Genomic DNA, 24463 nt, shown 5'->3' with positions numbered 1-24463 from the left:
CCTGTCGAGGGGCGTTCCTCAGTGGAAATCCCGGCTGCGATACACGCGCCGATCCGGGGGCACGCCGAAATCCGTGTTCTCGGGGGGCAGCTTCATCCCGGCCTCGCGCAGATCGCGCAGGGACGCGGTGAGATCGCGAAACCCCTCGGCCACGAGATGGACCACCCCGTCCGCCCGCTGGATCCGGCCGCGCACGGCGAGGAACCGGGCCTGCATGGCGATCCGGCGGTTGGCCTCGAACACCGTCTTCCAGACGATCACGTTGGCGATACCGGTCTCGTCCTCCAAGGTCAGGAACACCACGCCCTTGGCGGTGCCGGGCCGCTGGCGGATCAGCACGAGGCCCGCCACCGTGACCCGCGCCCCCTGGGGCAAGGCGGGATCGAGATGCGCCCGGGCCGGGATCGCGCCGATCCGGGCGAGCCGCCCCCGGAAGAAGGCGACCGGGTGCCCCTGCAGCGACAGGCCGGTGGCGGCGTAATCCTCGGCCACCGCCTCGGACGGGGCCAGGGACGGCAGGTCCACGGCCGGCTCGTGCCGGAACAGTCCGTCATCGGCGTGCCAGGCGAAGAGCGGCAGGGGCGCGTCGAGGAGATGGGCCCGGCGCGCGCTCGGGTCGGCCTTGGCGGCCTTGCGCGCCGAGGTCCCCTCCAGGGTGCGGACCATCCAGAGGGCGGCGCGCCGGTCGAGGCCCAGCGAGCGGAACGCGTCCGCCTCGGCCAGCCGCTCCAGGGTGTTGCGGGGCAGGGCGAGGGCGGCCTGCAGGCCCTCGATGCTGGCATAGCCGTTGGCCCGCAGCCGCACGAGCCGGCGCATGGCGGCCTCGGGCAGGCCGCGCACCACCCGCAGGCCGATCCGCACGGCGTGCAGCGCGGGATTTCCGGCCGGCTCCAGGGTGCAGTCCCAGTCGCTGGCGTTGACGCAGACGCCCCGCACCTCGACCCCGTGGGCGCGGGCGTCGCGCACGAGCTGGGCCGGCTGGTAGAAGCCCATGGGCTGGGCGTTGAGGATCGCGGCCAGGAAGACGTCGGGGTGCCGGCACTTCATCCAGGCCGAGGCGTAGACGAGGAGCGCGAAGCTCGCCGCGTGGCTCTCCGGGAATCCGTAGGTGGAGAAGCCGCGGATCTGCGCGAAGCAGCGCTCGGCGAAGTCCTGCGGGTAGCCCCGCCGGGTCATGCCGCCGACGAACTTGTCCGCGAAGCCGCCGATCGAGCCGACATGGCTGAAGGTCGCCATCGCCCGGCGCAGGCCGTCGGCCTCGGCCGGGGTGAAGCCCGCCGCCGTGATGGCGATCTGCATGGCGTGCTCCTGGAACAGCGGCACCCCGTAGGTCTTCTGCAGGACCTCCTTCAGTTCGTCCGCCGGCCCGTGGTCCGGGTGCGGGGCGGGGTACTCCACCGGGTCGATCCCGGAGCGGCGCCGCAGATAGGGATGGACCATGTCGCCCTGGATGGGACCGGGGCGCACGATCGCCACCTGCACGACGAGGTCGTAGAATTCCTTGGGCTTCAGGCGCGGCAGCATCGACATCTGCGCCCGGCTCTCGACCTGGAACACGCCGACGGAATCGGCCTTCGCCAGCATCGCGTAGGTGGCGGGATCCTCCTGCGGCAGGTCGGCCAGCGTCTCGTAGAAGGTATTGTGGTCCTTCTCCAGAAACGCGAGGCCGCGCTTGAGGCAGGTCAGCATGCCGAGCGCCAGAACGTCGACCTTCATCAGGCCGATCGCGTCGATGTCGTCCTTGTCCCACTCGATGAAGGTGCGGTCCGCCATGGCGCCGTTGCCCACCGGCACGGTTTCGTCGAGGCGCCCGCGGGTCAGCACGAAGCCGCCGACATGCTGGGACAGGTGGCGGGGGAAGCCGATCAGCTGATGGGCGAGGTCGAGCGCCTGCCGGATCGCCGGGTTCCCCGGATCGAGGCCGGCCTCGCGCACATGCTGGTCCGGCATCCCGGTGCCCCAGGAGCCCCAGACCGTGTCGGCGATCGCCGCGGTCACGTCCTCGGTGAGCCCGAGGACCTTGCCGACCTCGCGGATCGCCATGCGCGGACGGTAGTGGATCACCGTGGCGCAGAGGGCGGCCCGCTCCCGGCCGTAGCGGGCATAGAGGTACTGGATCACCTCCTCGCGGCGCTCGTGCTCGAAATCGACGTCGATGTCGGGGGGCTCGCCCCGGTTCTCCGAGATGAAGCGGGCGAAGAGCAGCCGGTGCTTGGACGGGTCCACCGCGGTGATGCCCAGGCAGAAGCACACGGCGGAATTGGCCGCCGAGCCGCGGCCCTGGCAGAGGATCCCCTTGCCGCGGGCGAACTCGACCACGTCGAACAGGGTCAGGAAGTAACGGGCATAGTCCATCTTGGCGATGAGCCGCAGCTCCTCGCGGAGCGTCGCCGCGACGGCGGAGGGAATATCGCTGCCGTAGCGCCAGTGCGCCCGCTCGAAGGTCTTCTCCTCCAGGTATTCCTGCGGCGTGCGCCCGGGGGGCACCGGCTCGTCGGGATATTCGTAGCGCAGCTGGGACAGGCAGAAGCCGCAGGCCTCGGCGATCTCGACGGTGCGGGCCACCGCCTCCGGGTGGTCGGCGAACAGCCGCGCCATCTCGGCGGGGGGCTTCAGGTGGCGCTCGGCATTGGCCTCCAGCCGGTAGCCCGCCTCGCCGATCCGGCAGCCCGCGCGGATGCACGTCACCACGTCCTGGAGCGGGCGCCGCTCGGGATGGTGGTAAAGCGCGTCCGAGACCGCGACCATCGGCGCGCGGGCGGCCGCGCCCAGCTCGGCGAGCAGACCGAGGCGGCGCCGCTCGTCGCCCCGGCGCGTATGGCTCGCCCCGAGGAAGGTCCGGCCCGGGGCCGCGGCGGCGAGCGCCTCCAGACGCGACCGGAAGCCCTCCGGCAGGCGCCGGGCCGGCGGCATGGCGATGAACATCTGTCCCTCCGCGGCCTCCAGCATCTCGGCGAAGGCGAAGCGGCACTCACCCTTGCGGACGCGCCGGTTGCCCAGGGTGAGCAGCCGGCAGAGGCGCCCCCAGGCCGCCCGGTCCATCGGGTAGGTGACGGCCTCGAACCCCTCCTCGGTGACGAGGCGGACGCCGGGCAGGATCCGGATCTTCGTGCCCTCCGCTTCGAGCGCCCGCGCCGCCGCATGCGCCCGGACCACGCCGGCCACGGTGTTGCGGTCGGCGATGCCGATCGCCGAGAGGCCGTAGGCCGCCGCCTGCACGACGTAGTCCTGCGGGTGCGCGGCGCCGTGCAGGAACGAGAAGTTCGTGGTGACGGCGAGTTCGGCGAAAGGGATCTCGGGGCGGCTCACGCGAACAGCCCGTGGACGTACCACGAGGCCGGATGCCCGGGGGCGTGCGGCCCGTCGCGGTAGAGCCAGAGCCGGTGACCGGCCTCGCATTCGATGCGGTAATAGTCGCGCTCCGCGCCGGGCGCGCACCACCATTCGGCGGAAATCCTCTCCGGCCCCTCGGCATGGGCGACGCGGTGAACCTGCGCGCGCCAGCGGAAGCGCCGGGGCGGCCCCTCCGGGACGGCGGAGAGCACGTCGCACGCGGCTTCGCCCCGGGGGAACAGCACCAGGGGGCGGGGCGGGAGGTGATCGGGCCAGGGGATTGAGCAGGGGACGGAGATGGGAAAGGCCCGCGCCCTCACGCCCCCCTCTGCGGGGGAGGTTGGCTCCTGCTTCAGAAGGGGCCGGGAGAAGGGAAAGCCGCTTCCGGAGGGATCGCGCGCTTCATGAAGGCCACGGCCGGACCCTGCACCCTCGCTCCCCCCGTGCGGGACTTCGTGCCGACTCGTTCCCCTTCGGGGGGCATCCTCCTCTGCAGAGGGGAGAGGGCGATGCGCGCGCGTCCGGCCGATGTCCTTGTCCGCTGACGATCCGTGCCCCTCTCCGGCAACCCAGGGACCACTCCGATCAGCCCGTTCCGGCAGGTGACTCGCCCGTGGCTCCAGGCGCAGCAACCCCCGCCCGAGGCGCTGCGCCAGGGCATCGGCCAGGACGGCGACCCCATCGCCGGAGGCGTCCGCCCCGAGATCGGTCTGGCGGGCCGGCATGGCCCCGGTCACCGTCACGGCGAGCGCCACGGTCTCGAAGCCGAACCCGGCCTCGAGGGCGGAGCCCAACCGGTCGAGGCGCAGGGAAACCAGGGCCGCGACCCGCTCGGGGTAACGCTCGGGGCGCGACAGGCCGAGGTCGAGGGCCCGCACCGCGCCGTCGACCCGATGCAGGGCGAGGCGCAGGGTACAGGCACCGAGCCCGTCCCGCTCCAGGCGGGGGGCGATCTCGGCCATCAGGTCGCGGGCGGTCCGGACGATGTCCGACTGCCGCCCGATCGGGTCGAGGAAGCTGCGGGCGGCGGCGTATTCGGCGGCCTCCGACAGGGGCGCCAGCGGCTCGGGACGGCGTGCCAGGGCCTGATCGAGGCGCAACAGCAACGCCTCGCCGAAGCGACGGGCGAGGGGTCCCCGGGGGAGGGCATCGAGTTCGCCCATCCGGCGCAGGCCGAGCCGCTTCAGCCCCGAGACCGTGCCGGGATCCAGCCGCAGGGCCTCCACGGGCAGACCCCGCAGAGCCTCGGCCGCCCCGCCCGGCGGCACGACGATCCGGTCGACCCCGCCATGGCTGGCCAGCGCGAAGGCGGCCCCGGGTGTGTCGGCAAGGGCGATCCGGGCGGGGATATGTCCCCGCGCGAGACGGTCTGCCAGATCGTCGACGAGACTCGCCTCGCCGCCGCGCAGGTGACTGGCCCCGGCGACGTCGATGTAGAGCCCGTCCCCCGCCTCGGCCGGCCCGAACGGCGCCACGAGGGGCGCGTAGCCGCCCGCCCAGCGGCAGAGCCGCAGCAGAGCGTCCCGGTCGGCGGTCGGGTCGGCGGGATAGACCTGGAGAGGCACGCCGATCCGCGTCCGGACCCGGCCCAGGGGCTCGCCGGGCTGGAGGCCCAGGGCGCGGGCCTCCGGGTCGAGGGCCACGAGCCGCAGGCCGCCGGGGCCCTCGGCGGCCACCGCGAGGGGGCCGCGCTCAGGCGCGAGACCGGCCCGCCGCAGCCGCGTCACCGGCCAGTGGCTCAGGCAGATGCAGACGATGCGCGGCATGGTCCCACTCCAGAAGCCAGTCGCCGCCCCGCCCGTTGCGACAGCGTTCGAGCCGCGCCCGCCAGCGCGGCCTGTCGAGGGTGCCGAACCGGTCCCGCGCCGCGGGCGCCGCGGCGATCCGCCAGCGGGTGGCGGCCCCGTTGGGCAGGCCGGCAGGCGCCGGCCGCAGGATCAGCAGCAGCGGCGGAGCAGACCCTTCCGCGGCGAGCTGCAGGCGCCGGCCCGGCTTCAGCGGCAGGCCGTCCCGGACGAGGCCGACGAGGGCCGTGAGCGCCCGGGCGTGCAGGGCCGCCTCCAGCGCGCGGAACACCTCCGCATCGCTGCCGGCCTCCAGCAGCAGCAGCCGGGCGGGATCGAGGCCGAGTCCCGCGAGGCCATGGCCGTAGGGCAGGGGCTGCCCCGGCGCGGCGGCGATCAGCGCCGGACCAGGCCGGCCAGCGAGGTGGCGGGCGCAGAGCGCCAGGGCGAAGCCGAGGGCCGCGACCCCGTCCACGGGCTCGGCCGGCGCGATCTCGTGGGGCGGCCCGAGGACGAGGCCGCCGCCCGGCAGATGCCCGTCGAGCTCCGGTACGCCCAGCGGCAGGACCGGCGGCAGGACCGGCGGCAGGTCCCGCTCGCCGGCCGGCGGCGCGAGGCGCATCCGCAGGGCCGCGAGCCGGGCCCGGGGATCGCCCCGCGCGTTCGCCCCCTCGGTCTCGTCCGCAGGGTCCAGCCCCATCTCCGTCGGCTCCGGTCATGCCGGACGATAGGAACATAACAGGAACGCACACAAACGGTTTCCGCGGCGTCCCGGAATCGCGCACGGAAGCAGCGGCTTGGCCTGTGGATGGCTGTGGACGCCTGTGGAATCGACCGCCACCGCCGGTTCCGCCGCCCCGGTTGACCTCCCTCGCAGGGCGAGACCAATGTCGGGCCGCCGCGTGCGTGACGCGGCCGAACCGGACCGCGCATGCGCTCAGCCCTCACTCTGACGATCCTGCTCGCCCTGTCGGGGGCGGCGCTCGGCCAGCAGGCGGATCCGCCGGGTGGCGCAGGTCCGGATCCGGCCGCGGCCGCCGCAGGGCGATCGCGCCCGGCCCGCCCGCGGGTCCGGCACGCGCAGACCCCGAGCCAGCCGATCATGGTCTACGACGCGCGCATCGAGGCCGGCGACCTCCGGATCTCGGGCTCGGTGCGCAAGCCCGGGGCGATCGTGGTGCTGGACGACGACATCTCGATCCAGGCCGACCGGCGCGGACGGTTCACCTTCCGGCTGCCCTACCGGCCTTCGACCTGCGTGGTGACGCTGAAGGCGGAGCCGGACGAGCGGGAGGCGGTTGTGGCGAACTGCGCGCCGGAGGGTCCGCCCGGACCGCCCGGCCCTCAGGGTGTCGCAGGACCGCCCGGGGAGACGGGGGCCAAGGGCGAGGCCGGTCTCAAGGGCGATCAGGGGGCCAAGGGAGACCAAGGAGCCAAGGGCGAGCAGGGTCTCAAGGGCGATACGGGTCCTCAGGGCGAGACCGGTCCGAAAGGGGAGACCGGCCCCCAGGGCGCGGTCGGCCCGCAGGGCGCACCGGGCCCGAAGGGCGATGCCGGGGCCGCGGGCCTGCAGGGTCCTCCGGGCCCGCGGGGTCCGGTCGGACCGCAGGGCGGCCCGGGCCCGAAGGGCGAGGCCACAGCCGCCAGCTTGCGACCCGTGCGCAAATCCGATTGCCCGGGGGGCTGCACGATCACCTGCGGGACCGGCGAGATGCTGGTCACGGCCCATTGCCTCAAGGGTGGCGTGGCGGTCTATGACGGGGAGGGCGCCAGCTGCCCCGCGGACGCGTCCGGCATCGTCGGGTTCTGCACGCGGCCGTGAGGCGGGCGCGTCAGCCGCCGGTCTCGCGCAGCCAGTCGAGCATCCCGGCGGCGGCCGCCCTTCCGCCCGCGAGGGCGCCCTGGAGCAGGTAGCCGCCGGTCGGCGCCTCCCAGTCGAGCATCTCCCCGGCCAGGAACAGGCCGGGATGTGCCCGCAGCATCGACCGTTCGTCGAGGGCGTCGAGCCGGACGCCGCCCGCCGTCGAGATCGCCCGCTCGATCGGCGCGGAGGCGGTGAGGGTGATGGGCGCGGCCTTGATCAACCCGGCCAGCGCCCCGGGATCCGCCGGGAGGGCGGCGCCGGCCGCCTCGCGCAGCAATCCCGCCGCAACGGGCGCGAGGCCCGCGGCTTTGCGCAGCCGGGTCGCGGCCGAGTCGCCCGGCCGGGCGCCGGACAGACGGCGGGCGAGGGCCTCCCGGGTGAGGTCGGGGCGGAGATCCACGACGAGCCGCGCGCTGCCCCCGGCCGCGATCGCTTCGCGTAAGAGGCGCGAGAGGGCGTAGATCGCTCCGCCCTCGATGCCGGTCTGCGTGATCACGGCCTCGCCCCGCACCACGGTGCCTTCGCAGGCGAGCGCCACCCGCTTCAGCGGCGCGCCGGAGAACCGCTCCCGGAACAGGTCGGACCACGCCACCGCGAAGCCGGCATTGGCCGGACGCAGGGGCGCCACCGCCACCCCGAGCCCTTCGAGGAGGGGCACCCAGCGCCCGTCCGAGCCGAGGCGCGGCCAGCTCGCACCGCCGAGCGCCAGCAGGGTGGCGGGGGGCCGGATCGCGCGAGGCCCGTCCGGGGTGTCGAAATGCAGCGTCCCGCCCAGGGCCGTGAGCCGGTGGCGGGTGTGGATCCGGACCCCGAGGCGGTCGAGCCGCGCCAGCCATGCCCGGAGCAGGGGCGAGGCCTTGAAGCTGCGCGGGAAGACGCGCCCGCTCGACCCGACGAAGGTCGGCTCGCCGAGTTCCGCGCACCACGCCCGCAGCGCGTCGGGCGGGAAGGCCGCGATGGCGGCATCGAGACAGCCATGCGGATGGTAGCGGGCGAGGAAGTCCGCCCGCGCCTCGCTGTGGGTGATGTTGAGGCCGCCGCGCCCGGCGATCAGCAGCTTGCGGGCGACCGAGGGCATGCGCTCGTAGACCGCGACCGCGCGGCCAGCGCCTCCCAGCACCTCGGCGGCGGCGAGCCCGGCCGGCCCGCCGCCCACGATGGCGATTGCATCCCTGTCATCCGGCATCCGCCGGGAGAGCGACAGGCCGCCAGTCCTGTCAAGGGCGAAGACCGGATCGGTGCCGGACGGCATGGGCTGCCCTCCGGCGCTGCGCTAAGGATCGATACGGCCGAGCGGAAGATCTTCTTGGTCCCGGGCCTCGCGGATTGCGGCGGCCCGAGCCGCGGCCGCGGGCCGTCCGCCATCCCCTTTCGCCGCCCTGTCCCCATTCGCACCGGATGGTCGGCCGGCACGGCTCGGATCAGAGGCTCAGACACGTGGCCAGCCCCGCTGCCGTCACCGGAACCCCGGCGCAGACACAGGCGCAGACCGGCGCCCCTCAAGATCGCCTCAGCCAGAGCGAGATCCGCGCGATCGTCTACGGCCTGATGACCGCGATGCTGCTCGCGGCCCTCGACCAGACCATCGTGGCGACCGCCATGCCGACCATCGGGCTCGACCTCGGGGACGCCGCCAACCTCCCCTGGATCGTCACCGCCTACCTGCTGGCCTCCACGGCGGTGACCCCGCTCTATGGCAAGCTCAGCGACATCCACGGCCGGCGGATCATGCTGCTGATCGCCATCGCGACCTTCGGGCTCGGGTCGCTGGCCTGCGCGCTCGCCCCCACGATGGTGACGCTGGCGCTGGCCCGGGGCCTCCAGGGGATCGGCGGTGGCGGGCTGATCGCGCTCTCCCAGACCATCCTGGCCGACATCATGTCGCCCAAGGAGCGCGCCCGCTATCAGGTGGTGATCGCGGGCGTGTTCGTGGCCGCCTCGGTGGCGGGGCCGCTGCTCGGGGGCCTCTTCGCCCAGCACCTGCACTGGTCGCTGATCTTCTGGATCAACCTGCCGATCGGCATCCTCGCCTTCGCGCTGACCAACGCCAACCTGAAGCGCCTGCCGCGCCACGACCGCCAGCACCGGCTGGACTGGCCCGGGGCCGCCCTGATGGTCGCGGGGTCTGTCACCCTCCTGCTGGCCCTGAGCTGGGGCGGCGTGCGCTATCCCTGGGGCTCGCCCACGATCCTCGCCCTCCTCGCCGGGGTGGCCGTACTGGCCGGCGGTTTCGCGGCGCGGCTCGCCACGGCGTCGGAGCCGCTGATCCCCACGGAGGTGCTCAAGGACCGGGTGGTCTACAGCGCGACGCTGGCCGCCTGCTTCGCCATGGGCACCTTCATCGGCCTCACCATCTATGTGCCGATCTTCCTCGAAGGGGTGATCGGGCTCTCGGCGAGCGAGTCCGGCGTGGCGCTGGTGCCGCTGATGATCGGCACCGTCACGGGCGCGACGCTGTCGGGCCGATCAATGCTGCATTTCCGGCACTACAAGCGCGTGCCCCTCGCGATGATGAGCCTCAGTCTCGCCTGCTGCGCCACCATCGCCTGGGAAGGCCGGGCGCTGCCCTTCTGGCTCATGGAGGTGCTGTTCGCGCTGCTCTCCATGGGCATCGGGACGATCCTGCCCCTCTCCACCATCGCCATCCAGAACGCGGTGGAACCGCACCAGCTCGGGATCGCCACCGCCGCGATGAACTTCTTCCGGTCGCTCGGCGGGGCGCTGATCGTGGCGGCTTTCGGCACGATCGTACTCGGCGGCGTCGCAGGCGGGGCAGGGAGCGGGACAGGAGGCCACGACGTGGAGAGCCTGATCCGCGGCGCGGACCCGGCGCAGCTCGCCCTGACCTTCCGTTTCGTCTTCCTGGCCGCCTGCCTCGGCCTGCTGGGCGCCTTCACGTTCCTGGCGCTGATGGAGGAGCGACCCCTGCGCGAACGCGCATCGCCGCGGATGGGCGGGGAACCGGCTACCGGCGACCCGGGCTGAGGGTTCGGAACCTCGGCTGCGGCGTCGCTCGGCCGGTGTGCTTGGCCGGTGCGGAGCGAAGACCGTCTCGGGGCACGTGGCGCTGCGATCGACGACGCTCTCGCAGATCCGGACCGTGCCGCCCGGCAAACGGATCCCTCGTCCACCCCGTCAACACACCGCACGCGCGGCTTTTCGATGGGGGCGTTGAGCGCCAGCAGATTGGTCTGTCCGGCGATCCCCTGGATCAGGGTCACGACCTCGCCGATCTGCGCGGCTTGTCCGCTCAACCCCTCCAGTACGGGTGCACGCCGTCCCGAACGCACCGCGAGAGCGGCCGAGCCGACTGAGCCGGCCCGGCCGGGCCGCACATCCGATCCAGGCGCCGCCCACCGGCACATTCCCGATGGAACCATCCGGGGGATGCAGGCCCGCATCCCCAGCCCTGCCCTTGATTCGCCCCGATCACCGCTTACCTCGCCCCTATCGGCTGCGGGCCCCTCTGGCGGGCGCTTCCCAGCGCCCGTGATGTCGGAGCCGATGCTTTCCTTCCGGAATCAGCATCAGGTCCCGCACATGATGGACGTCCTCACCATCGAATGGCTCGGCAAGCCATTGTGGATGTGGCTCGGGTTCCACCTCCTGATCGCCGGCCTGCTCGCCTTCGACCTCGGACTCCTCCACCGCGACAAGGAGCACGAGATCGGCGTCCGGGAGAGCTTGGCTCTCACCGGCTTCTACCTCGCGCTGGGCCTCGCCTTCGGCGGCTGGATCTGGTGGTATCTGGGTCCCCAGTCCGGCGAGGAATACGTCACCGGACTCGTGGTCGAGAAGTCGCTGTCGATGGACAACGTCTTCGTCATCGCCATGATCCTCACGGCGCTCGGCGTCCCCCGGGCTGCCCAGCACCGGGTCCTCCTCTGGGGTATCCTGGCGGCGGTGCTGCTGCGCGGTCTGATGATCGGACTGGGCGCCGCGCTGGTGCACGAGGTGCACTGGGTTCTGTCCCTGTTCGCCGCCTTCCTGATCTATGCCGGCCTGAAGATCCTCGTCTCGGGCGACGAGGAGGAGGGCGACTTCCAGAACAGCGCCGTCGTGCGCTGGTTCAAGACCACCTTCCGGGTGACGCCGGAGCTGCACGGCCAGCGTTTCACGGTCCGCAAGACCGATCCGAAGACCGGCCGGGTCGCCCTGTACTTCACGCCGCTGGCCCTCGCCCTGGTGCTGGTGAACGGCGCCGACGTGATCTTCGCGGTCGACAGCGTGCCGGCGATCTTCGCGATCACCACCGACACGTTCGTGGTCTACACCTCCAACATCTTCGCGATCCTGGGCCTGCGCGCCCTCTACTTCGCCCTGGCCGCGATGGTCGACCGGTTCGCCTATCTCAAGACCGCGCTCGCCTTCATCCTGATCTTCATCGGCGCCAAGATCGTGGTGGCCGACACGTTCGGGCTCGTGACGGTTCCGCCATGGGTCTCGCTGGTGGTCACCCTGACGCTGCTGGCGGCCGGCGTCGCCTACAGCCTCTGGCGGACCCGGACCGACGCGCCGGATCAAGCGGACGCGGATCCCGTCCCTCCGCACGAGGCCCGGGCCCACCGCGCCTGAGGCGGGACCGGCGGTCCTCAGGCCGCCGGCAGGGCCGCGATCAGGTCGCGCAGGGTGGTGATGGTGGAGGCGTCGGCTACGCCATCCACCCGCGCCGGACGGAAATGACGCTGGAACGCGGTGATCACCGCCTGGGTGCGCGCGTCGAACAGGCCGGTCACCGGCTGGTCGTAGCCGTAGAGTGCGACCATCGCCTGCAGCGCCTCGACGGGCTGGCCGGCATCGCCCCGCGCGAAAAACCGGCCGTCCTGGAGGCGGGCCGGGGGCACGTAATGGCCCACCCCCGCCGCCGCGAGCCGGCTCCAGGGGAAGGTCTCGCCCGGATCCTCCTTGCGTTCGGGTGCGATGTCGGAATGGCCGAGCACCCGCTCCGGCGGGATCGGCCAGCGGCCGATGATGTCCCGGGCCAGGGCGATCACCGCTTCGATCTGCGCGTCCGGGTAGGACGGCAGGCCGCCGGCATGGCCCGGATGGACGATCTCGATCCCGATGGAGCGGGTATTGATATCGGTCTCGCCCTTCCAGGCCCCGGCGCCGGCATGCCAGGCCCGGCGGGCCTCCGGCACCATCTGGACGATGCCGCCATCCTCGAACACGAGATAGTGGGCCGAGACCTCGCTCAGCGGGTCGCGCAGCCGCGCCAGCGCGGCGGCCCCGCTGTCCATGCCGGTGTAATGCAGGACCAGCATGTCGAGCGGCCCCGCGCGCCGGGCTCCGTGGTTCGGCGAGGGCGCGACGCGGCGGGCGAGGGGCGTATCGGGGATGAGGCTCACCGCAGCCCGCGCTCCTGCGCGATCCGGTCGTAGGCCGCGTTGATCGCGGCGAGGCGCCGCGTGGCGATGGCCACCGCCTCCGTCGGCAGGCCGCGGGCGAGCGCCCGATCCGGGTGGTGCTCGGCGACCAGCGCGCGGTGGCGCGCCTTCACGGCGGCATCGTCCGCCTCCCGGTCGAGCCCGAGGACGCCGTAGGGATCGTCCGGGAGCCGCACGTGCCGGGCGGCGATGCGCCGGAACGCCACCTCATCGAAGCCGAAGATTCCCGAGACCGCGCGCAGGTAGCGCTCCTCGGCCTCGTGGAGGGCCCCGTCGGCGCCGGCGATCTGGAACAGGCCGTCGAGCACGTCCTCCAGCAGCGCCGGCTCGTCGCCGAAGGTGGTCGCAAGCTGGTGCGCGTAGGCCTCGAAGCCGCTCGTGGTCTTCTTGGCGAGATCGAACAGGCGCTCCACGCCCGCCCGCGCGGACGGCTCCACCTGAATCACCCGGCCGAAGGCCTCGACCTCAGACGGCAGCACGACGCCGTCGGATTTCGCCATCTTGGCGGCGAGCGCCACGAGTCCGGTGGTGAACACGACGTCGCGCGGCGTCCGCCCGAAGGGTGCGCCGACCCGGTCCAGCAGGAAGTGGCCCGCGACCCCTCCGATCAGGGCCCCGAGCGGACCGCCGATCGCGAGGCCGATGCCGGCACCGCCGAGCTTCCCCCAGACGCCCTGGGACTTGGTCGCCTGGCTCATGGGCGGCCCGGTCTCGGCGCTGATCCTCGGCTCGGCTCTGTCATCGGGGCGGCGGGGTTCCGGCACCGGGACAGGCCCGGCCGAGCGACGGGATAGACCCTCCGCACGCCGCGAGGAAGGGCCGGGACGCGCCCGGCCCGCCCAGCTCAGTCTCGCTTAGCGGCAGTAGACGTTGCCGTAGGCGTCGCGATAGGTGCCGTAGGGGCAGCGCGGCGCGGTCGAGGCGCCCACGATGGCGCCGCCGGCGCCGCCGATCGCGGCACCCGCCAGGGCACCGCCCGCGCGGCCGGTGGCCGCCGCACCGATCGCCGCACCGGTCAGGGCGCCGAGGCCCGCACCGCCCAGAGCCCGGTCTTCCGGGGTGTTGCAGCCGGCGAGCGAGAGGGCGGCGATGGTGGCGAGGGCGGCTGCCGTCAGCTTCTTCATGGTCCCCAGAACTCCCTTGTGAATCCGGTCCGGCCGGTGGCCGTGATCGTTGCGGATCGCGTCGAGCTTAGCAGGAAAGGAATGCCGGCCATACGGCTAAGGTTCCATCGGCCGCGAGACGAGTTGCGTCGGGTTCCCGTCTCGCCCTATGCCACGGTTCCGAGGCGGTGCTCCGGCCGGGATGCCGTAGCCCCCTATCCGGCACCACGTCCGGCATCAGTCCGGCACCATGTCCGAGGGTCCCATGCCGACAGCCACCACGATCGTCCGCCGGGCCGCGGTGCGCGCCGACCGCGTCGCCGACACGGTGACCCTCGACCGCGCGGCCCGGGATGCCGTCACGGGACCCCTGGTCGCCGAGGGCGGTCTCGGCTTCGACGTCGCACTCACCAAGGTGGCGGCGCTCGAGGACGGCGACGCCCTGCGCCTCGACGACGGCCGGCTCGTCGCGGTGCGGGCGGCCGCCGAGGATCTCCTGGAGGTGCGCGCCGAGAATCCGGCCCGCCTGCTGCGCCTGGCCTGGCAGCTCGGCGGCAGCCACGTGGATGCCGAGATCGGCGCGGACGTGCTCTACGTTCCGGCGACACCCGCCGCGGCCGAGCTGGTCCGCGGGCAGGGCTGCGTCGCGACCCCGGTCTCCCGCGCCTTCCGGCCCGAGCACGCCGCCCACGATCACAGCACCTGCGGGCACGATCACGGGCACGATCATCATGCCCACGCTCATCACGACCATGATCATCACGATCACGGTCACGGGCATGATCACGATCACGCGCACGACCATGGCCACAGCCACGATCACAGCCACGATCACGAGCACGGGCACCAGAAGCACGGCCATGATCATGCCCACGATCACGGCCACGTGCATGGTCCGGGCTGCGGCTGCGGCCACGATCACTAGCGTTTGAGCCTGGCCTGGCCCGGCTCGGAGCGGCGCTCGGGGGCCGGGCCGGTCAGGCAGGACCGGTCAGGCATCCTGCGCCGGCGCCGGAACGCGGACGGCCCGCCGCCGTCACTCCGCCGGGACGAAGCGCAGCGTGCCGGCGCGCCGCGTGGGCTGGCCGGTGTCGTTCGTGTGATTGACGCCGTCCATCACCGGGACCTCCGGAAAGTCGAAGGGGCTGACCCCGTCCAGGCAGGCCACGTTGACCGCGTGGACGTTCGGGTCCGACCGCCGCTGATGATGCGTGTAGACGCCGCAGCGGGAACAGAAGAAATGCTGCGCCGCCCCGGTATGGAACCGGTAGGTCGTTAGCGCCTCCGCACCCTGCAGGATCCTCACCCCGCCCGGCCGCGCCATGGCGACGACGGCGCCGCGCATGCGGCAGTAGGAGCAGGTGCACCGGCGGATCGACGCGAGATCGTCATCGAGGGCCGCCTCGAAGCGAACGGCCCCGCAATGGCAGCGGCCGGACCGGATCGTCGCATCGTCCGCCATGGTGCTGGGCCTTCCGTGCGATTTCCTGCGATCCGGCTCGGCGACAGATCCGGTCGGCGCCCCGAAGTCTAGGTTTCGGGCGCCGGGCGAACAATCGCCAAGTCGTCACGCAGCGTGTCAGGAAAACTCACGCGGGCCTCCGGGAGGCCGGGATTCCTGCCGGTCACAGGCGTTTCGGCACGGGCCTGCGGCAGTACAGGCGCGCCGCCTCGGCGGACAGGCCGTCCTGGGCGGCCACGCACTGGTCGAGGGTGAGGCCGATGCTGGCCGCGTAGGGCTCGTTGGGCGACAGCGCCGCGCGGGCGAGCGCCGCGAGGTATAGCAGGAAGGCCGCGACCGCGACGATCAGCGCCGCGACGACGGCGCGGTTCAGCAGCATCGCCGGCGTCCGCTCACGGGATCCCGACCAGCAGCAGCGCGAGCACGAGCACCGTCAGCCCCGCCCCGATCAGCGCCACGGCGGTGTAGTCGCGTCCGGACCGCCGCAGGGATGTGCGGCCGGGCCGGACCGTGATCCGCCCCTTGGATCCCTGTCCCGGGTCCCCGTCCCGGGGCGGGCTCACTGCAGCAGGCCCCACAGGCCCGTGGCCAAGCCGAAGGTGAGCGAGAGCATCGCTGCGTAGAGCAGGACGCGATCGATCATGCGGGCGACCCGATCCTCCGGCTGAACCTCGATCATGGCGGGACCTCCTCGCAGCGAGATTGACGAACGCCTGTTGCTGAGCTGTGTCGGCCCATCGCGGGCAGACGGACTCGTGTTGTCCCGGCGGGCGGGGCCGGACGGTGCCGGACGGGGGCGCGGCGCCGCGGCGCCGGAACACCCGGGAGGCCGTGCGGTTGGACCGGCACCCCCACCGGAGACGACGCGTGACCACGAATCCGCTGCACAAGTATCCCCGCCCGCCCTTCGCGGCGCAGCCCCAGAGCTTCCCCGGCAAGACCGGGCGCATGGAGCCGGAACCCGACCATGGCGAGACGAGCTACAAGGGCTCGGGCAAGCTGACCGGCCAGGCGGCGCTGATCACCGGCGGCGATTCCGGCATCGGCCGCGCGGTCGCCATCGCCTTCGCCCGGGAGGGTGCGGACGTCGCCATCTCCTACCTGCCGGACGAGCAGGCCGACGCGGAGGCGGTCGCCCAGTGGATCGAGAAGGCGGGACGGCGCGCGCTGCTCCTGCCGGGCGACCTCAAGGACGCCGCCTACGGGCGCCAGATCGTCGCCCGCACGGTGGAGACGTTCGGGCGCCTCGACGTGCTGGTCAACAACGGCGCGTTCCAGCAGCCGAACGCGGACCTCGCCGGAATCGACGACGCCGTGTTCGAGGATCATTTCCGCACCAACGTGTTCGGGGCGTTCTACGTGACCAAGGCGGCCCTCGCCCATCTGAAGCCCGGCGCCTCGGTGATCTTCACCTCCTCGGTGAATTCCAAGCACCCGATGCCGTCGCTCCTCGCCTACAGCGCCACCAAGGGTGCGCTGAGCAACATGGTGCTGAGCCTCGCCCAGCTGCTCGCGGAAAAGGGCGTGCGCGTGAACGGCGTGCTGCCCGGGCCGATCTGGACGCCGTTCATTCCCTCCGGGATGAGCCAGGATTCGGTGAAATCCTTCGGCAGCCAAGTGCCGTTCGGCCGCCCCGGACAACCGGCCGAACTCGCCTCGGCCTACGTGATGCTGGCCTCGGAGGAGAGCAGCTACACGTCGGGCGCGCTCGTCACGGTGGCGGGAGCCATGCCGGTGCTCTGACGCGCCGCGTCGGACGGGCATCCGCCACGGTGGTGCCCATCCGACGCGACCGCGCACTCAGGCGGCCCGCATCTCGGCGAGGAAGCGCATGACCTCGGACCGCAGGGCCTCGGCGCTGCGGCAGACGTCGCCAGCCGCCGCGCCGACCTCCCCGGCCACGCGCTGCGTCGCCTCCGCGGCCGATGAGGCCGAGACCACGTTCTGGCTCACCGAGTCGGTGCCCTGGGCGGCCTGGTCGATGTTCTGCGAGATGTGCCCCGTGGCGACCCGCTGCTGCTCGACCGCCGCCGCGATCGCGCTGGCGATGGCGTTCATCGTGTCGACCGTGCCGCCGATGGCGTGCACCGCGTTGACGGCCTCCATGGTCTCGCCCTGGATCGCGGCGATTTGCGCGGTGATCTCCTCGGTGGCCTTCGCGGTCTGTCCGGCCAGCCCCTTCACCTCGGCGGCGACCACCGCGAAACCCCGCCCCGACTCGCCGGCCCGCGCCGCCTCGATGGTCGCGTTGAGCGCCAGGAGGTTCGTCTGCTCGGCGATCGCCGAGATGATCCGCACGACCTCCCCGATCTTCTCGGCGGCCCCGGCGAGCCCGCGGATCTGCCGGTCGGTCCGCTCCGCCTCCGTCACCGCCTGACCGGCGATCTCGGCCGACTTGGCGACCTGGCCGCTGATCTCCCCGATCGAGGCGGACAGCTCCTCGGTGGCGGCCGCCACCGTCTGCACGTTGGCCGCCGCCTGCTGCGCAGACCCGGCCGCCGAGCCGGCCTGCTGCGCCGCCTCCGCGGCAGTCTCCGACATCGCCCGGCAGGCTTCCCGCATCCCGGCCGCCGCGGTGTCGACCCGCGCCAGCAACTGGCTCGCCTCGGCATCGAAGCTGCGGGTCACCGCCTCCACCCAGTGGGCGCGCTCCTGCCGCCGCTCCTGCTCGGCCCGCTGCTCGGCCGATAGAGTCTGGGCCTGGATCATGCTGTCCCGGAACACGCCGGCGGCCTCGGCCATCTGGCCGATCTCGTCGCGCCGGCCGCGCCCCGGGATGGCGACATCCATCTCGCCGCCTGCGAGCCGCCGCAGGGCGGCCGTGAACGCGCTCAGGGGGCGCGTGATGCTGCGTGCCAGCAGAAACCCGACCACCCCGACCCCGATGGCGAGCGGGACCAGCCAGAGCAGGGTGGTGACGATCCGTGCCCGGTCCAAGGCGTGGATGTCGTCCACGTACAGGGCGGAGTTGATGACCCATTGCCAGGGCTCGTAGGCGAGCGAGTAGGCGACCTTCGGCGCGGGCTCGGTCTCACCGAGGCGGGCCCAACGGTACTCGGTGAAGCCGCCGCCCTCCTGAGCGTGCCGGATCATCGTCCAGACGAAGGTCTTCTTCATCGCCGCGTCGTCGCGGGACCGCGTGCCCTCGATCTTGGGATCGGGATGCACGACGTTGCGGCCGATATCGCCCGGGGTCGAGCTATAGACGAAGACGTAGTCGCCACCGTTGTAGCGCATCGCCCGCAGCGCGTCGGCAGCGCGCCGCCGCGCCTCGTCGGCCGTCATCGCGCCGGCCTCCGCCTGCTTGGCAAACGTAGCCACGATGCTGTGGGCCGACTCGACCTGGGCGCGGATGGCGGCCTTGCGGCCGTCCATCATCACCCCGCCGATGGAGGAAACCTGCACACCCACGATCGATATGAATGCCAACATTATCCCACCTATAATATATAAGACCTTTTTCCCGATAGTCATTTCTGTTAATTCCCAATATAAATTGGTAAAATACGCACCTGCGCGAGACAGAATCAAATGCTCAACGGCACCGCACCGGCCCATCATCTTCTTTACATTGGAACGATTCCATGCCGGCCGCACATGGGAGCCATGCTGCGGCCCGGTTTTCACCGACATGGTGCGATCGCCGAGGGATTTACTGGCCGGCCGGACCACGCGCCTGACCGAGCCCGCGCCTCACCGAGCCAAAGGCCAGCCGCGACGCCGGCGACGGACTGACCGGCACCGCACGGCGTTTCGCCGGGCGGCCTCCCGTGGTATCCGGCGCCCTCCCGCGCCATCGGCCGGACCCCGGACGCGCGGCCTCCGGCGGGACGCATGGCGGGCGGGATACGGGTCACAGCACGGATATGGGAACGTGACGGCGGCTGACGAACGCGGCGCACTGGCGGGATGGCGGTTTTCCGTCGCCCCGATGATGGATTGGACGGACCGGCATTGCCGGGCCTTCCACCGGTCCCTCTCGGCGCGCGCCCGGCTCTACACCGAGATGGTGACCACCGGCGCAGTGCTGCACGGGCCGCGGGAGCGCCTGCTCGGCTTCGCGGATGTCGAGCACCCGGTGGCGGTCCAGCTCGGCGGCTCGGATCCGGCGGAGTTGGCGCAGGCCGCGCGGATCGCCGCGGATTTCGGCTACGACGAGGTCAATCTCAATGTCGGCTGCCCCTCGGACCGGGTGCAGGAGGGCCGCTTCGGCGCCTGCCTGATGCGCGAGCCGGCCCTGGTGGGCGACTGCGTCGCCGCCCTGAAGGCGGCGGTCTCCGTGCCGGTCACGGTGAAGTGCCGGATCGGCGTCGACGACCAGGATCCCGAGGCCGCGCTCGACACCCTGGCCGACGCCGTGGTGGCGGCGGGCGTCGACGGCCTGATCGTCCATGCGCGCAAGGCTTGGCTCCAGGGGCTCTCGCCCAAGGAGAACCGGGACGTGCCGCCTCTCGATTACGGACGCGCGGCCCGGCTGAAGCAGCGGCTGCCCGGCCTGCCGATCGCGGTCAATGGCGGCCTGCGCGACCTGGACGCCGCGCGGGCGCGGCTCGCCGAGGTCGACGGCGTGATGGTCGGCCGCGCCGCCTATACCGAGCCGGCGCTGCTGCTCGGTGTCGATCCCGACCTGTTCGGCGTGCCGGCACCGGCCCCCGACGCTTTCGCGGCGATCGCGACCTTCGAGCCCTATATCGCAGCGACCCTGGCCCGGGGCGAGCGGCTGCACGCGGTGACCCGGCACATGCTCGGTCTGTTCAACGGCCGGCCGGGGGCGCGGGCCTACCGACGCCATCTCTCGACCCACGGCATGCGCCCGGAGGCGGACCTCGCGACCCTGCGGGAGGCGGTGGCGCTGGTCTCCCGCGCGGCGCCCGAAGAAGCCCGCGCGGCCTGAGCGGCGGCCCGGTCAGGGACGCCGCAGGATCAGGCGGTCGCCCCGCACCTCGTAGCCGGACAGCCGCGACAGGAAGGTCTGGCCGAGGAGGTTCGCGGAGAGCGCGCCGGGCTTGGCCACCATGGCGTTGACCCGCCGCTCGGTGATCGTGCCGACGCTGAGCGAGTCGAGCTGGGTCGGCGCCGCGTAGGTGATGCCGTTGGCGGTGGAGACGCGGGCGGTGAAATCGGCGGGCGCGGGGGTGAGCCCCAGGGCGGCGGCGTTCTCGGCGGTGAGCACCACGCTGCTCGCCCCGGTGTCGAACAGGAAGGGCTGCACCCGGCCGTTCACCTCGGCATTGACGCGGAAATCGCCGTCCGCCCGCCGGGTGACGGTGACGGACCCGTCGCCGCTCGAGGTCGCGCTCCCCGGCCGGAGATCGCCGAGCACCCGGGCGCCGACATCCTGGATCCGGTCGCGGTAGCTGTAGCCGATCACGAGGGCGAGGCCGATCAGCCCCCAGGCCAGGAGCGCCTGCAGGTTCGCGCCGAGGCGCGCCGTGAATTGCCGCCAGAATCCGGCCACCACCAGGAGCAGGATCGTGCCGGTCCAGGCGAGGTTGGCGAGCTGATCGGGCCCGATCACGCCGCCGACGCTGTCGCTGCCGTCGCTGAGGACCAGGGCGACGGCCACCAGGGCGAGGGCGGCGAGGCCGAGATAGATCATGACGGCAGCGGCGCTTCCAGAGGCGTGAGGCCGGCGGCCCGCATCCGGGCTTCGAGCCCCGCCATGACGGTGCGGCGCTGCACCTCCGACAGCGCCCCCCAGGCGGCGATCTCGTCGCGGGTCCGCCCGCAGCCGCAGCACAATCCGGTCGGGGCGTCGAGCACGCAGACCTTGGTGCAGGGCGAGGAGGGTTTTGGCGCGGGCGGCATCGGGAAACCTTGGGCGGGGGATCGTGGCCGGGTCAAGACGCGTTGGCGTCCTCACTCCGCCCAAGCCGCCACCAGGGCCAGCAGCGCGGCGATCTCCGCGACCTGCTGGCAGGCGCCGATCACGTCCCCGGTCTGCCCCCCGATCCTGGCGCGGGCGAGCCGGGTCAGGGCCAAAGCCGCGAGGCCGGCGCACAGGATCATCGACACGACGCCGCCGAACGGCAGGCCGAGCGGCACGGCGCCGAGGGCCAGCACCGCACCGAGGCCGAGGGCGGTGGCGAGGCTCGCCCGGTCCGGGCGGCCCACCGCGGCGGCGAGCCCGCCGGGCCGGGCCGGCTCCAGCAGCACCATCGGGGCGAGGGCGGCGACCCGCGACAGGGCGGCGGCCAGGATCAGGCCGGTGACGGCGGCGTACCCGGTCCGGTCGAGGAGCGTGGCCAGGGCGCCGATCCGCAGGGCCAGGGCCAGGACCAGGGCCGCACCCCCGTAGGCGCCGATCCGGCTGTCGCGCATGATCTCCAGGCGGCGCTCCCGGGTGGTGCCGCCGCCGAATCCGTCGGCGACGTCGGCGAGCCCGTCCTCGTGCAGGGCGCCCGTGGCCACCACCAGTACGGCGATGGCGAGCGTCGCGGCCAGGAACGGCCCGAGCCCGATCCACCAGCCGCCGGCCAGGACCAGGGCCGCGGGCAGGGCCAGGATCAGGCCGGCCAGCGGCAGCATCCGGGGCAGGGTGGTGAAGTCGGGGCTGCGATGCGGGTCCGGCTCGCCGGGCAGTTGCGGCACCGGCAGGCGGGAGTAGAAGCGCAGGCACCCGGCGAGGTCGTAGAGGGCGCCGCGCCCGGGCCAGTCGGCCTCCCCGCCGGTCTGCCTGTTCATCGCGGTCTCTCGCATCCGCCCGCCACCGCGCGCCGGTCCATTATAGTCTCCCCGTCCGGGGGCGCCCACAGGAAATCATCGCCGCCATGACCGACCCGATGACCGCTCCCGAACCCGGTCCCTTCGACGACATCCGCAACCTGCTGAAGGCGATGCCGGGCCCCGACGCGGAGGCGAAGGCCGCGGTCGCCGCCCGGGACGCGACCCTGACGAAGCCCGCGGGCTCGCTGGGGCGGCTGGAGAGCCTCGTGACGTGGCTGGCGGCATGGCAGGGTAAGGCGCCCCCGAGCTTCGACCGGCCGCTGGTCTGCGTCTTCGCCGGCAGCCACGGGGTCACGCGCCGCGGCGTCTCGGCCTTCCCGGACGCGGTCAACCGGCAGATGCTCGACAATTTCGCCGCCGGGGGCGGGGCGATCAACCAGATCTGCGCGGCCTACGGCCTCGGCTTCAAGGTGTTCGACCTCGCCCTCGACATGCCCACCGGCGACATCACGGAAGCGCCGGCCCTCGACGAGCGCGCCACGGTGGCCACCATGGCGTTCGGCATGGAGGCGGTGGCCGCCGGTACCGACTGCCTCGGCATCGGCGAGATGGGCATCGGCAACACCACCGTGGCGGCCGCCCTCTACGCCGCCCTGTTCGGCGGCGATCCCGCCCACTGGGTCGGGCGCGGCACCGGCGTCGACCGGGACGGCCTGTCCCGGAAGGTCGCGGCCGTGGAGGCGGCGCTCGCCCACCATGCCGGCCATCTCGACGACCCGCTCCAGGTCCTGGCGCGCCTCGGCGGCCGGGAGATCGCCGCCATGGCGGGGGCGATCCTGGCCGCCAGGCTCCAGCGCATCCCGGTGGTGATCGACGGCTACGTGGCCACCGCCGCCGCGGCCGTGCTCCACGCCGCCGACCCGAGCGCCCTCGACCATTGCCTCGCCGGCCACGTCTCGGCGGAGGGCGTCCACGCCGAGGTGCTGGAGCGGCTCGGTCTGGTGCCGCTGCTGGCGCTCGGCATGCGCCTCGGCGAGGCCTCGGGCGCCGGCATGGCGATGGGCCTGCTGAAGGGCGCGCTCGCCTGCCACACCGGCATGGCGACCTTCGCGCAGGCCGGTGTGTCCGAGAAAGGGGCGGGCTAGGACCGCCGCGGGCGCTCCGACCCTCCAGGCTCAGGCGGTCTTCTCGATGTTCCAGAAGAACTGCACGGGCGCCATCACCATGCCCTTGAGCTTCGAACTCACGGCCATCGGCTGCTGCACGAGGCCCGCAGGGGCGTAGGGCACAACCGCGAAGGCGCGCTCCTCGATGCGGGCGGCCAGCGCCTTCTGCTGCGCCTCGTCGCTCGTGGCGATCCACTCGCTGCGCAGGGTCTCGAGCGTCGGGTCGTCCGGCCAGCCGAACCACGCGGCCTGACCGTTGGCCCGGATCAGCGGGTGGAGCGCCGGGTTCAGGACGTCGGCCCCCGACCAGAGCGTGTGGAACAGCGACCAGCCGCCGGCATCGACCGGCCCGCGGTTGCCGCGGCGGGCGATGAAGCTGCCCCAGTCGGTGGAGACCAGATCGACAGTCATCCCGAGCTGCTTGAGCAGATCCTGGGTCACGAGCGACTGGTTGTAGGCGATCGGCTGGTCGGCCGGGGCCAGCAGCACCACGCGCTCGCCCTTGTAGCCGGCCTTGGCCAGCATCGCCTTGGCCTTGGCGAGGTCCCCCTGCATGGCGGCGGCCCCGCCGGCACCGGTCGACATCGGCGAGCCCGGCGTGAAGAAGGTCTTGGCCTCCCGGTAGTATTCGGGGCTGCCGACCACCGCCTGCATGTAGTCGTCCTGCTGCATGGCCATCATCACGGCCCGGCGGATCTCGGGATTGTTGAACGGCGGCTGCGTGTGGTTGAACCGCATCAGCAGGATCAGCCCGAGCGGGACGTTGCGGATCTCGATCCCGGGCTTGCCCTTCAGGACGGGGATCAGGTCGATCGCCGGCTGCTCGTACCAGTCCACCGCCCCCTGGATCATCGCGCCCACCGCCGCCGAGGCCTCGGTGATGGCCAGCCACTCGATCCGGTCGACCTTGGCGACCTTGCCGCCGGCCGCCCAGGAAGGCGCCTCCTCGCGGGGCCGGTAGCCGGCGTGGCGGGTGTAGATCGCGTTCTGGCCGGGAATCCATTCCCGCGCCTCGAACCGCCAGGGCCCGGACCCCATGGCGTCGGCGATCGGCTTGGACGCGTCCTGCAGGGCGATGCGCTCCGGCATGATGAAGGGCACGTTGGAGGACAGCTTGCCCAACGCCGCCGGGAGCAGGGGGAAGGGCTGCTTCAGGCTGATCGTGAAGGTCCGGGCGTCCTCCTGGCCGTATTCCGCCACGAATCCCGCCAGGGTCTGACCGAAGGCGTCGCGCTTGGACCAGCGCGCGATGGACGCGATGCAGTCCTTGGCCTCGACGGGGGAGCCGTCATGGAAGGTGAGGCCGTCGCGGAGATGGAAGGTCCAGCGCAGGCCGTCGGGCGCGGTCTGCCAGTCGCGGACCATCTGCGGCTGGATCCGGAAATTCTCGTCGGTGGCGAACAGCGTGTCGTAGACGAGATAGCCGTGGTTGCGGATGACGTAGCTCGTGGCGACGATCGGATCGAGGGACGGCAGGGGCGTCGACGGGATGAAGCGCAGCACGCTGCCGCCGCCGGGCTGGGCCCGGACCAGGTGCGGGAGGCCGAGGCCGGCGGCCGCGCCTGCGGTTCCGGCCAGAAGCTGGCGACGGGAGAGCTTCATCGCGGGCACCCTTGTCCTGATCGAGCCCGTTGCCCGATTGATTTTATACAATTTCAACACCGGAGCTCCGCCGTCAAGGGTCCTGCGGAGCTCCCG

At 72.7% G+C, this 24463-nt stretch carries 22 protein-coding genes and 1 pseudogene; 7 read left to right on the top strand and 16 right to left on the bottom strand.

What is annotated here, in order from left to right; genetic code table 11:
* Positions 1-18: 18 nt before the first annotated feature.
* From MCBMB27_RS07640 to MCBMB27_RS07630, 3 genes are read right to left on the bottom strand one after another with little or no spacing between them, the layout of a single operon-like run.
* A complete protein-coding gene (locus tag MCBMB27_RS07640; protein ID WP_075380170.1) occupies positions 19-3309 on the bottom strand; it encodes an error-prone DNA polymerase in 3291 nt (1096 codons plus the stop codon).
* The gene (locus MCBMB27_RS07635; RefSeq protein WP_107352881.1) at positions 3306-5099 is read right to left on the bottom strand and encodes a Y-family DNA polymerase; all 1794 of its coding nucleotides are present in this window, start codon (positions 5097-5099) and stop codon (positions 3306-3308) included. The genes MCBMB27_RS07640 and MCBMB27_RS07635 overlap by 4 nt, the downstream gene beginning before the upstream one ends.
* Positions 5026-5817, bottom strand: a complete 792-nt coding sequence (locus MCBMB27_RS07630) for an ImuA family protein (RefSeq protein WP_075380168.1) — start codon at positions 5815-5817, stop codon at positions 5026-5028. Before MCBMB27_RS07630 ends, MCBMB27_RS07635 begins: the two co-directional genes overlap by 74 nt.
* Before the next feature lie 231 nt (positions 5818-6048).
* Between MCBMB27_RS07630 and MCBMB27_RS07625 the strand changes: the two genes are divergently transcribed.
* On the top strand, positions 6049-6939 hold the full coding sequence (locus MCBMB27_RS07625; protein ID WP_043357140.1) for a collagen-like domain-containing protein: 891 nt from the start codon (positions 6049-6051) through the stop codon (positions 6937-6939).
* A gap of 10 nt (positions 6940-6949) precedes the next feature.
* Here the strand turns inward: MCBMB27_RS07625 and MCBMB27_RS07620 are convergent, their stop codons facing one another.
* The gene (locus MCBMB27_RS07620; RefSeq protein ID WP_075381896.1) at positions 6950-8167 is read right to left on the bottom strand and encodes a TIGR03862 family flavoprotein; all 1218 of its coding nucleotides are present in this window, start codon (positions 8165-8167) and stop codon (positions 6950-6952) included.
* A gap of 251 nt (positions 8168-8418) precedes the next feature.
* On the opposite strand from MCBMB27_RS07620, the gene MCBMB27_RS07615 reads away from it, so the two are divergent.
* Positions 8419-9966, top strand: coding sequence for an MDR family MFS transporter (locus tag MCBMB27_RS07615; RefSeq protein WP_075380167.1), 1548 nt, complete (start codon positions 8419-8421; stop codon positions 9964-9966).
* A 164-nt stretch (positions 9967-10130) separates the two neighbouring features.
* Here the strand turns inward: MCBMB27_RS07615 and MCBMB27_RS30885 are convergent.
* Positions 10131-10244 (bottom strand): annotated as a pseudogene (locus tag MCBMB27_RS30885) (methyl-accepting chemotaxis protein); the annotation flags it as partial.
* A 277-nt stretch (positions 10245-10521) separates the two neighbouring features.
* Between MCBMB27_RS30885 and MCBMB27_RS07605 the strand changes: the two are divergent.
* Positions 10522-11556 (top strand): TerC family protein, encoded by a 1035-nt coding sequence (locus MCBMB27_RS07605; RefSeq protein ID WP_043761125.1) that lies wholly within the window; start codon positions 10522-10524, stop codon positions 11554-11556.
* A 17-nt stretch (positions 11557-11573) separates the two neighbouring features.
* On the opposite strand, the gene MCBMB27_RS07600 is transcribed toward MCBMB27_RS07605, so the two are convergent.
* From MCBMB27_RS07600 to MCBMB27_RS07590, 3 genes are all read right to left on the bottom strand, one after another.
* Complete coding sequence (locus MCBMB27_RS07600; RefSeq protein ID WP_075380166.1) at positions 11574-12329, bottom strand: N-acetylmuramoyl-L-alanine amidase; 756 nt, start codon at positions 12327-12329, stop codon at positions 11574-11576.
* Positions 12326-13066 carry a TerB family tellurite resistance protein gene (locus MCBMB27_RS07595; RefSeq protein WP_043347379.1) on the bottom strand — a complete coding sequence of 247 codons (741 nt, stop codon included), beginning with the start codon at positions 13064-13066 and terminating at the stop codon, positions 12326-12328. The genes MCBMB27_RS07600 and MCBMB27_RS07595 overlap by 4 nt, the downstream gene beginning before the upstream one ends.
* A gap of 156 nt (positions 13067-13222) precedes the next feature.
* The gene (locus MCBMB27_RS07590) at positions 13223-13492 is read right to left on the bottom strand and encodes a hypothetical protein (RefSeq protein WP_043347377.1); all 270 of its coding nucleotides are present in this window, start codon (positions 13490-13492) and stop codon (positions 13223-13225) included.
* A 244-nt stretch (positions 13493-13736) separates the two neighbouring features.
* On the opposite strand from MCBMB27_RS07590, the gene MCBMB27_RS07585 reads away from it, so the two are divergent.
* A complete protein-coding gene (locus MCBMB27_RS07585) occupies positions 13737-14396 on the top strand; it encodes an urease accessory protein UreE (RefSeq protein WP_043381960.1) in 660 nt (219 codons plus the stop codon).
* 111 nt (positions 14397-14507) lie between these two features.
* On the opposite strand, the gene MCBMB27_RS07580 is transcribed toward MCBMB27_RS07585, so the two are convergent.
* The 3 genes from MCBMB27_RS07580 to MCBMB27_RS29510 all read right to left on the bottom strand — a co-directional run bounded on the left by MCBMB27_RS07580 (position 14508) and on the right by MCBMB27_RS29510 (position 15496).
* Complete coding sequence (locus MCBMB27_RS07580) at positions 14508-14933, bottom strand: GFA family protein (protein WP_043381962.1); 426 nt, start codon at positions 14931-14933, stop codon at positions 14508-14510.
* 163 nt (positions 14934-15096) lie between these two features.
* A complete protein-coding gene (locus tag MCBMB27_RS07575) occupies positions 15097-15312 on the bottom strand; it encodes a hypothetical protein (RefSeq protein WP_043381965.1) in 216 nt (71 codons plus the stop codon).
* A gap of 13 nt (positions 15313-15325) precedes the next feature.
* Positions 15326-15496 carry a hypothetical protein gene (locus MCBMB27_RS29510; protein WP_158498450.1) on the bottom strand — a complete coding sequence of 57 codons (171 nt, stop codon included), beginning with the start codon at positions 15494-15496 and terminating at the stop codon, positions 15326-15328.
* A gap of 304 nt (positions 15497-15800) precedes the next feature.
* Here MCBMB27_RS29510 and MCBMB27_RS07570 point away from each other — a divergent pair, with 304 nt between their 5' ends.
* On the top strand, positions 15801-16676 hold the full coding sequence (locus MCBMB27_RS07570; protein WP_043381967.1) for an SDR family oxidoreductase: 876 nt from the start codon (positions 15801-15803) through the stop codon (positions 16674-16676).
* 57 nt (positions 16677-16733) lie between these two features.
* On the opposite strand, the gene MCBMB27_RS07565 is transcribed toward MCBMB27_RS07570, so the two are convergent.
* Positions 16734-18365 (bottom strand): methyl-accepting chemotaxis protein, encoded by a 1632-nt coding sequence (locus tag MCBMB27_RS07565; RefSeq protein ID WP_083683417.1) that lies wholly within the window; start codon positions 18363-18365, stop codon positions 16734-16736.
* Positions 18366-18807: 442 nt separating this feature from the next.
* Here MCBMB27_RS07565 and dusA point away from each other — a divergent pair, with 442 nt between their 5' ends.
* Positions 18808-19827, top strand: coding sequence for a tRNA dihydrouridine(20/20a) synthase DusA (gene dusA / locus MCBMB27_RS07560; protein ID WP_075380164.1), 1020 nt, complete (start codon positions 18808-18810; stop codon positions 19825-19827).
* 12 nt (positions 19828-19839) lie between these two features.
* Here dusA and MCBMB27_RS07555 read toward each other — a convergent pair whose 3' ends face one another.
* The 3 genes from MCBMB27_RS07555 to cobS are packed head-to-tail and all read right to left on the bottom strand — an operon-like array spanning position 19840 to position 21617.
* Entirely contained in the window at positions 19840-20532 is a 693-nt protein-coding gene (locus MCBMB27_RS07555) for a retropepsin-like aspartic protease family protein (RefSeq protein WP_075380163.1), read from the bottom strand.
* A complete protein-coding gene (locus MCBMB27_RS07550; protein WP_075380162.1) occupies positions 20529-20741 on the bottom strand; it encodes a DUF1289 domain-containing protein in 213 nt (70 codons plus the stop codon). Before MCBMB27_RS07550 ends, MCBMB27_RS07555 begins: the two co-directional genes overlap by 4 nt.
* Before the next feature lie 51 nt (positions 20742-20792).
* Complete coding sequence (cobS, locus tag MCBMB27_RS07545; protein WP_043355872.1) at positions 20793-21617, bottom strand: adenosylcobinamide-GDP ribazoletransferase; 825 nt, start codon at positions 21615-21617, stop codon at positions 20793-20795.
* Positions 21618-21703: 86 nt separating this feature from the next.
* Here cobS and cobT point away from each other — a divergent pair, with 86 nt between their 5' ends.
* Positions 21704-22744 (top strand): nicotinate-nucleotide--dimethylbenzimidazole phosphoribosyltransferase, encoded by a 1041-nt coding sequence (gene cobT, locus MCBMB27_RS07540; RefSeq protein ID WP_170861808.1) that lies wholly within the window; start codon positions 21704-21706, stop codon positions 22742-22744.
* 30 nt (positions 22745-22774) lie between these two features.
* Here cobT and MCBMB27_RS07535 read toward each other — a convergent pair whose 3' ends face one another.
* Positions 22775-24367, bottom strand: coding sequence for an ABC transporter substrate-binding protein (locus MCBMB27_RS07535; RefSeq protein ID WP_075380161.1), 1593 nt, complete (start codon positions 24365-24367; stop codon positions 22775-22777).
* Positions 24368-24463 lie beyond the last annotated feature (96 nt).

It is taken from the genome of Methylobacterium phyllosphaerae (assembly GCF_001936175.1).
Taxonomy (GTDB): domain Bacteria; phylum Pseudomonadota; class Alphaproteobacteria; order Rhizobiales; family Beijerinckiaceae; genus Methylobacterium; species Methylobacterium fujisawaense.
Note: the sequence above shows the minus strand (reverse complement) of the source record. Positions and strands in the feature narration are given on the sequence as shown.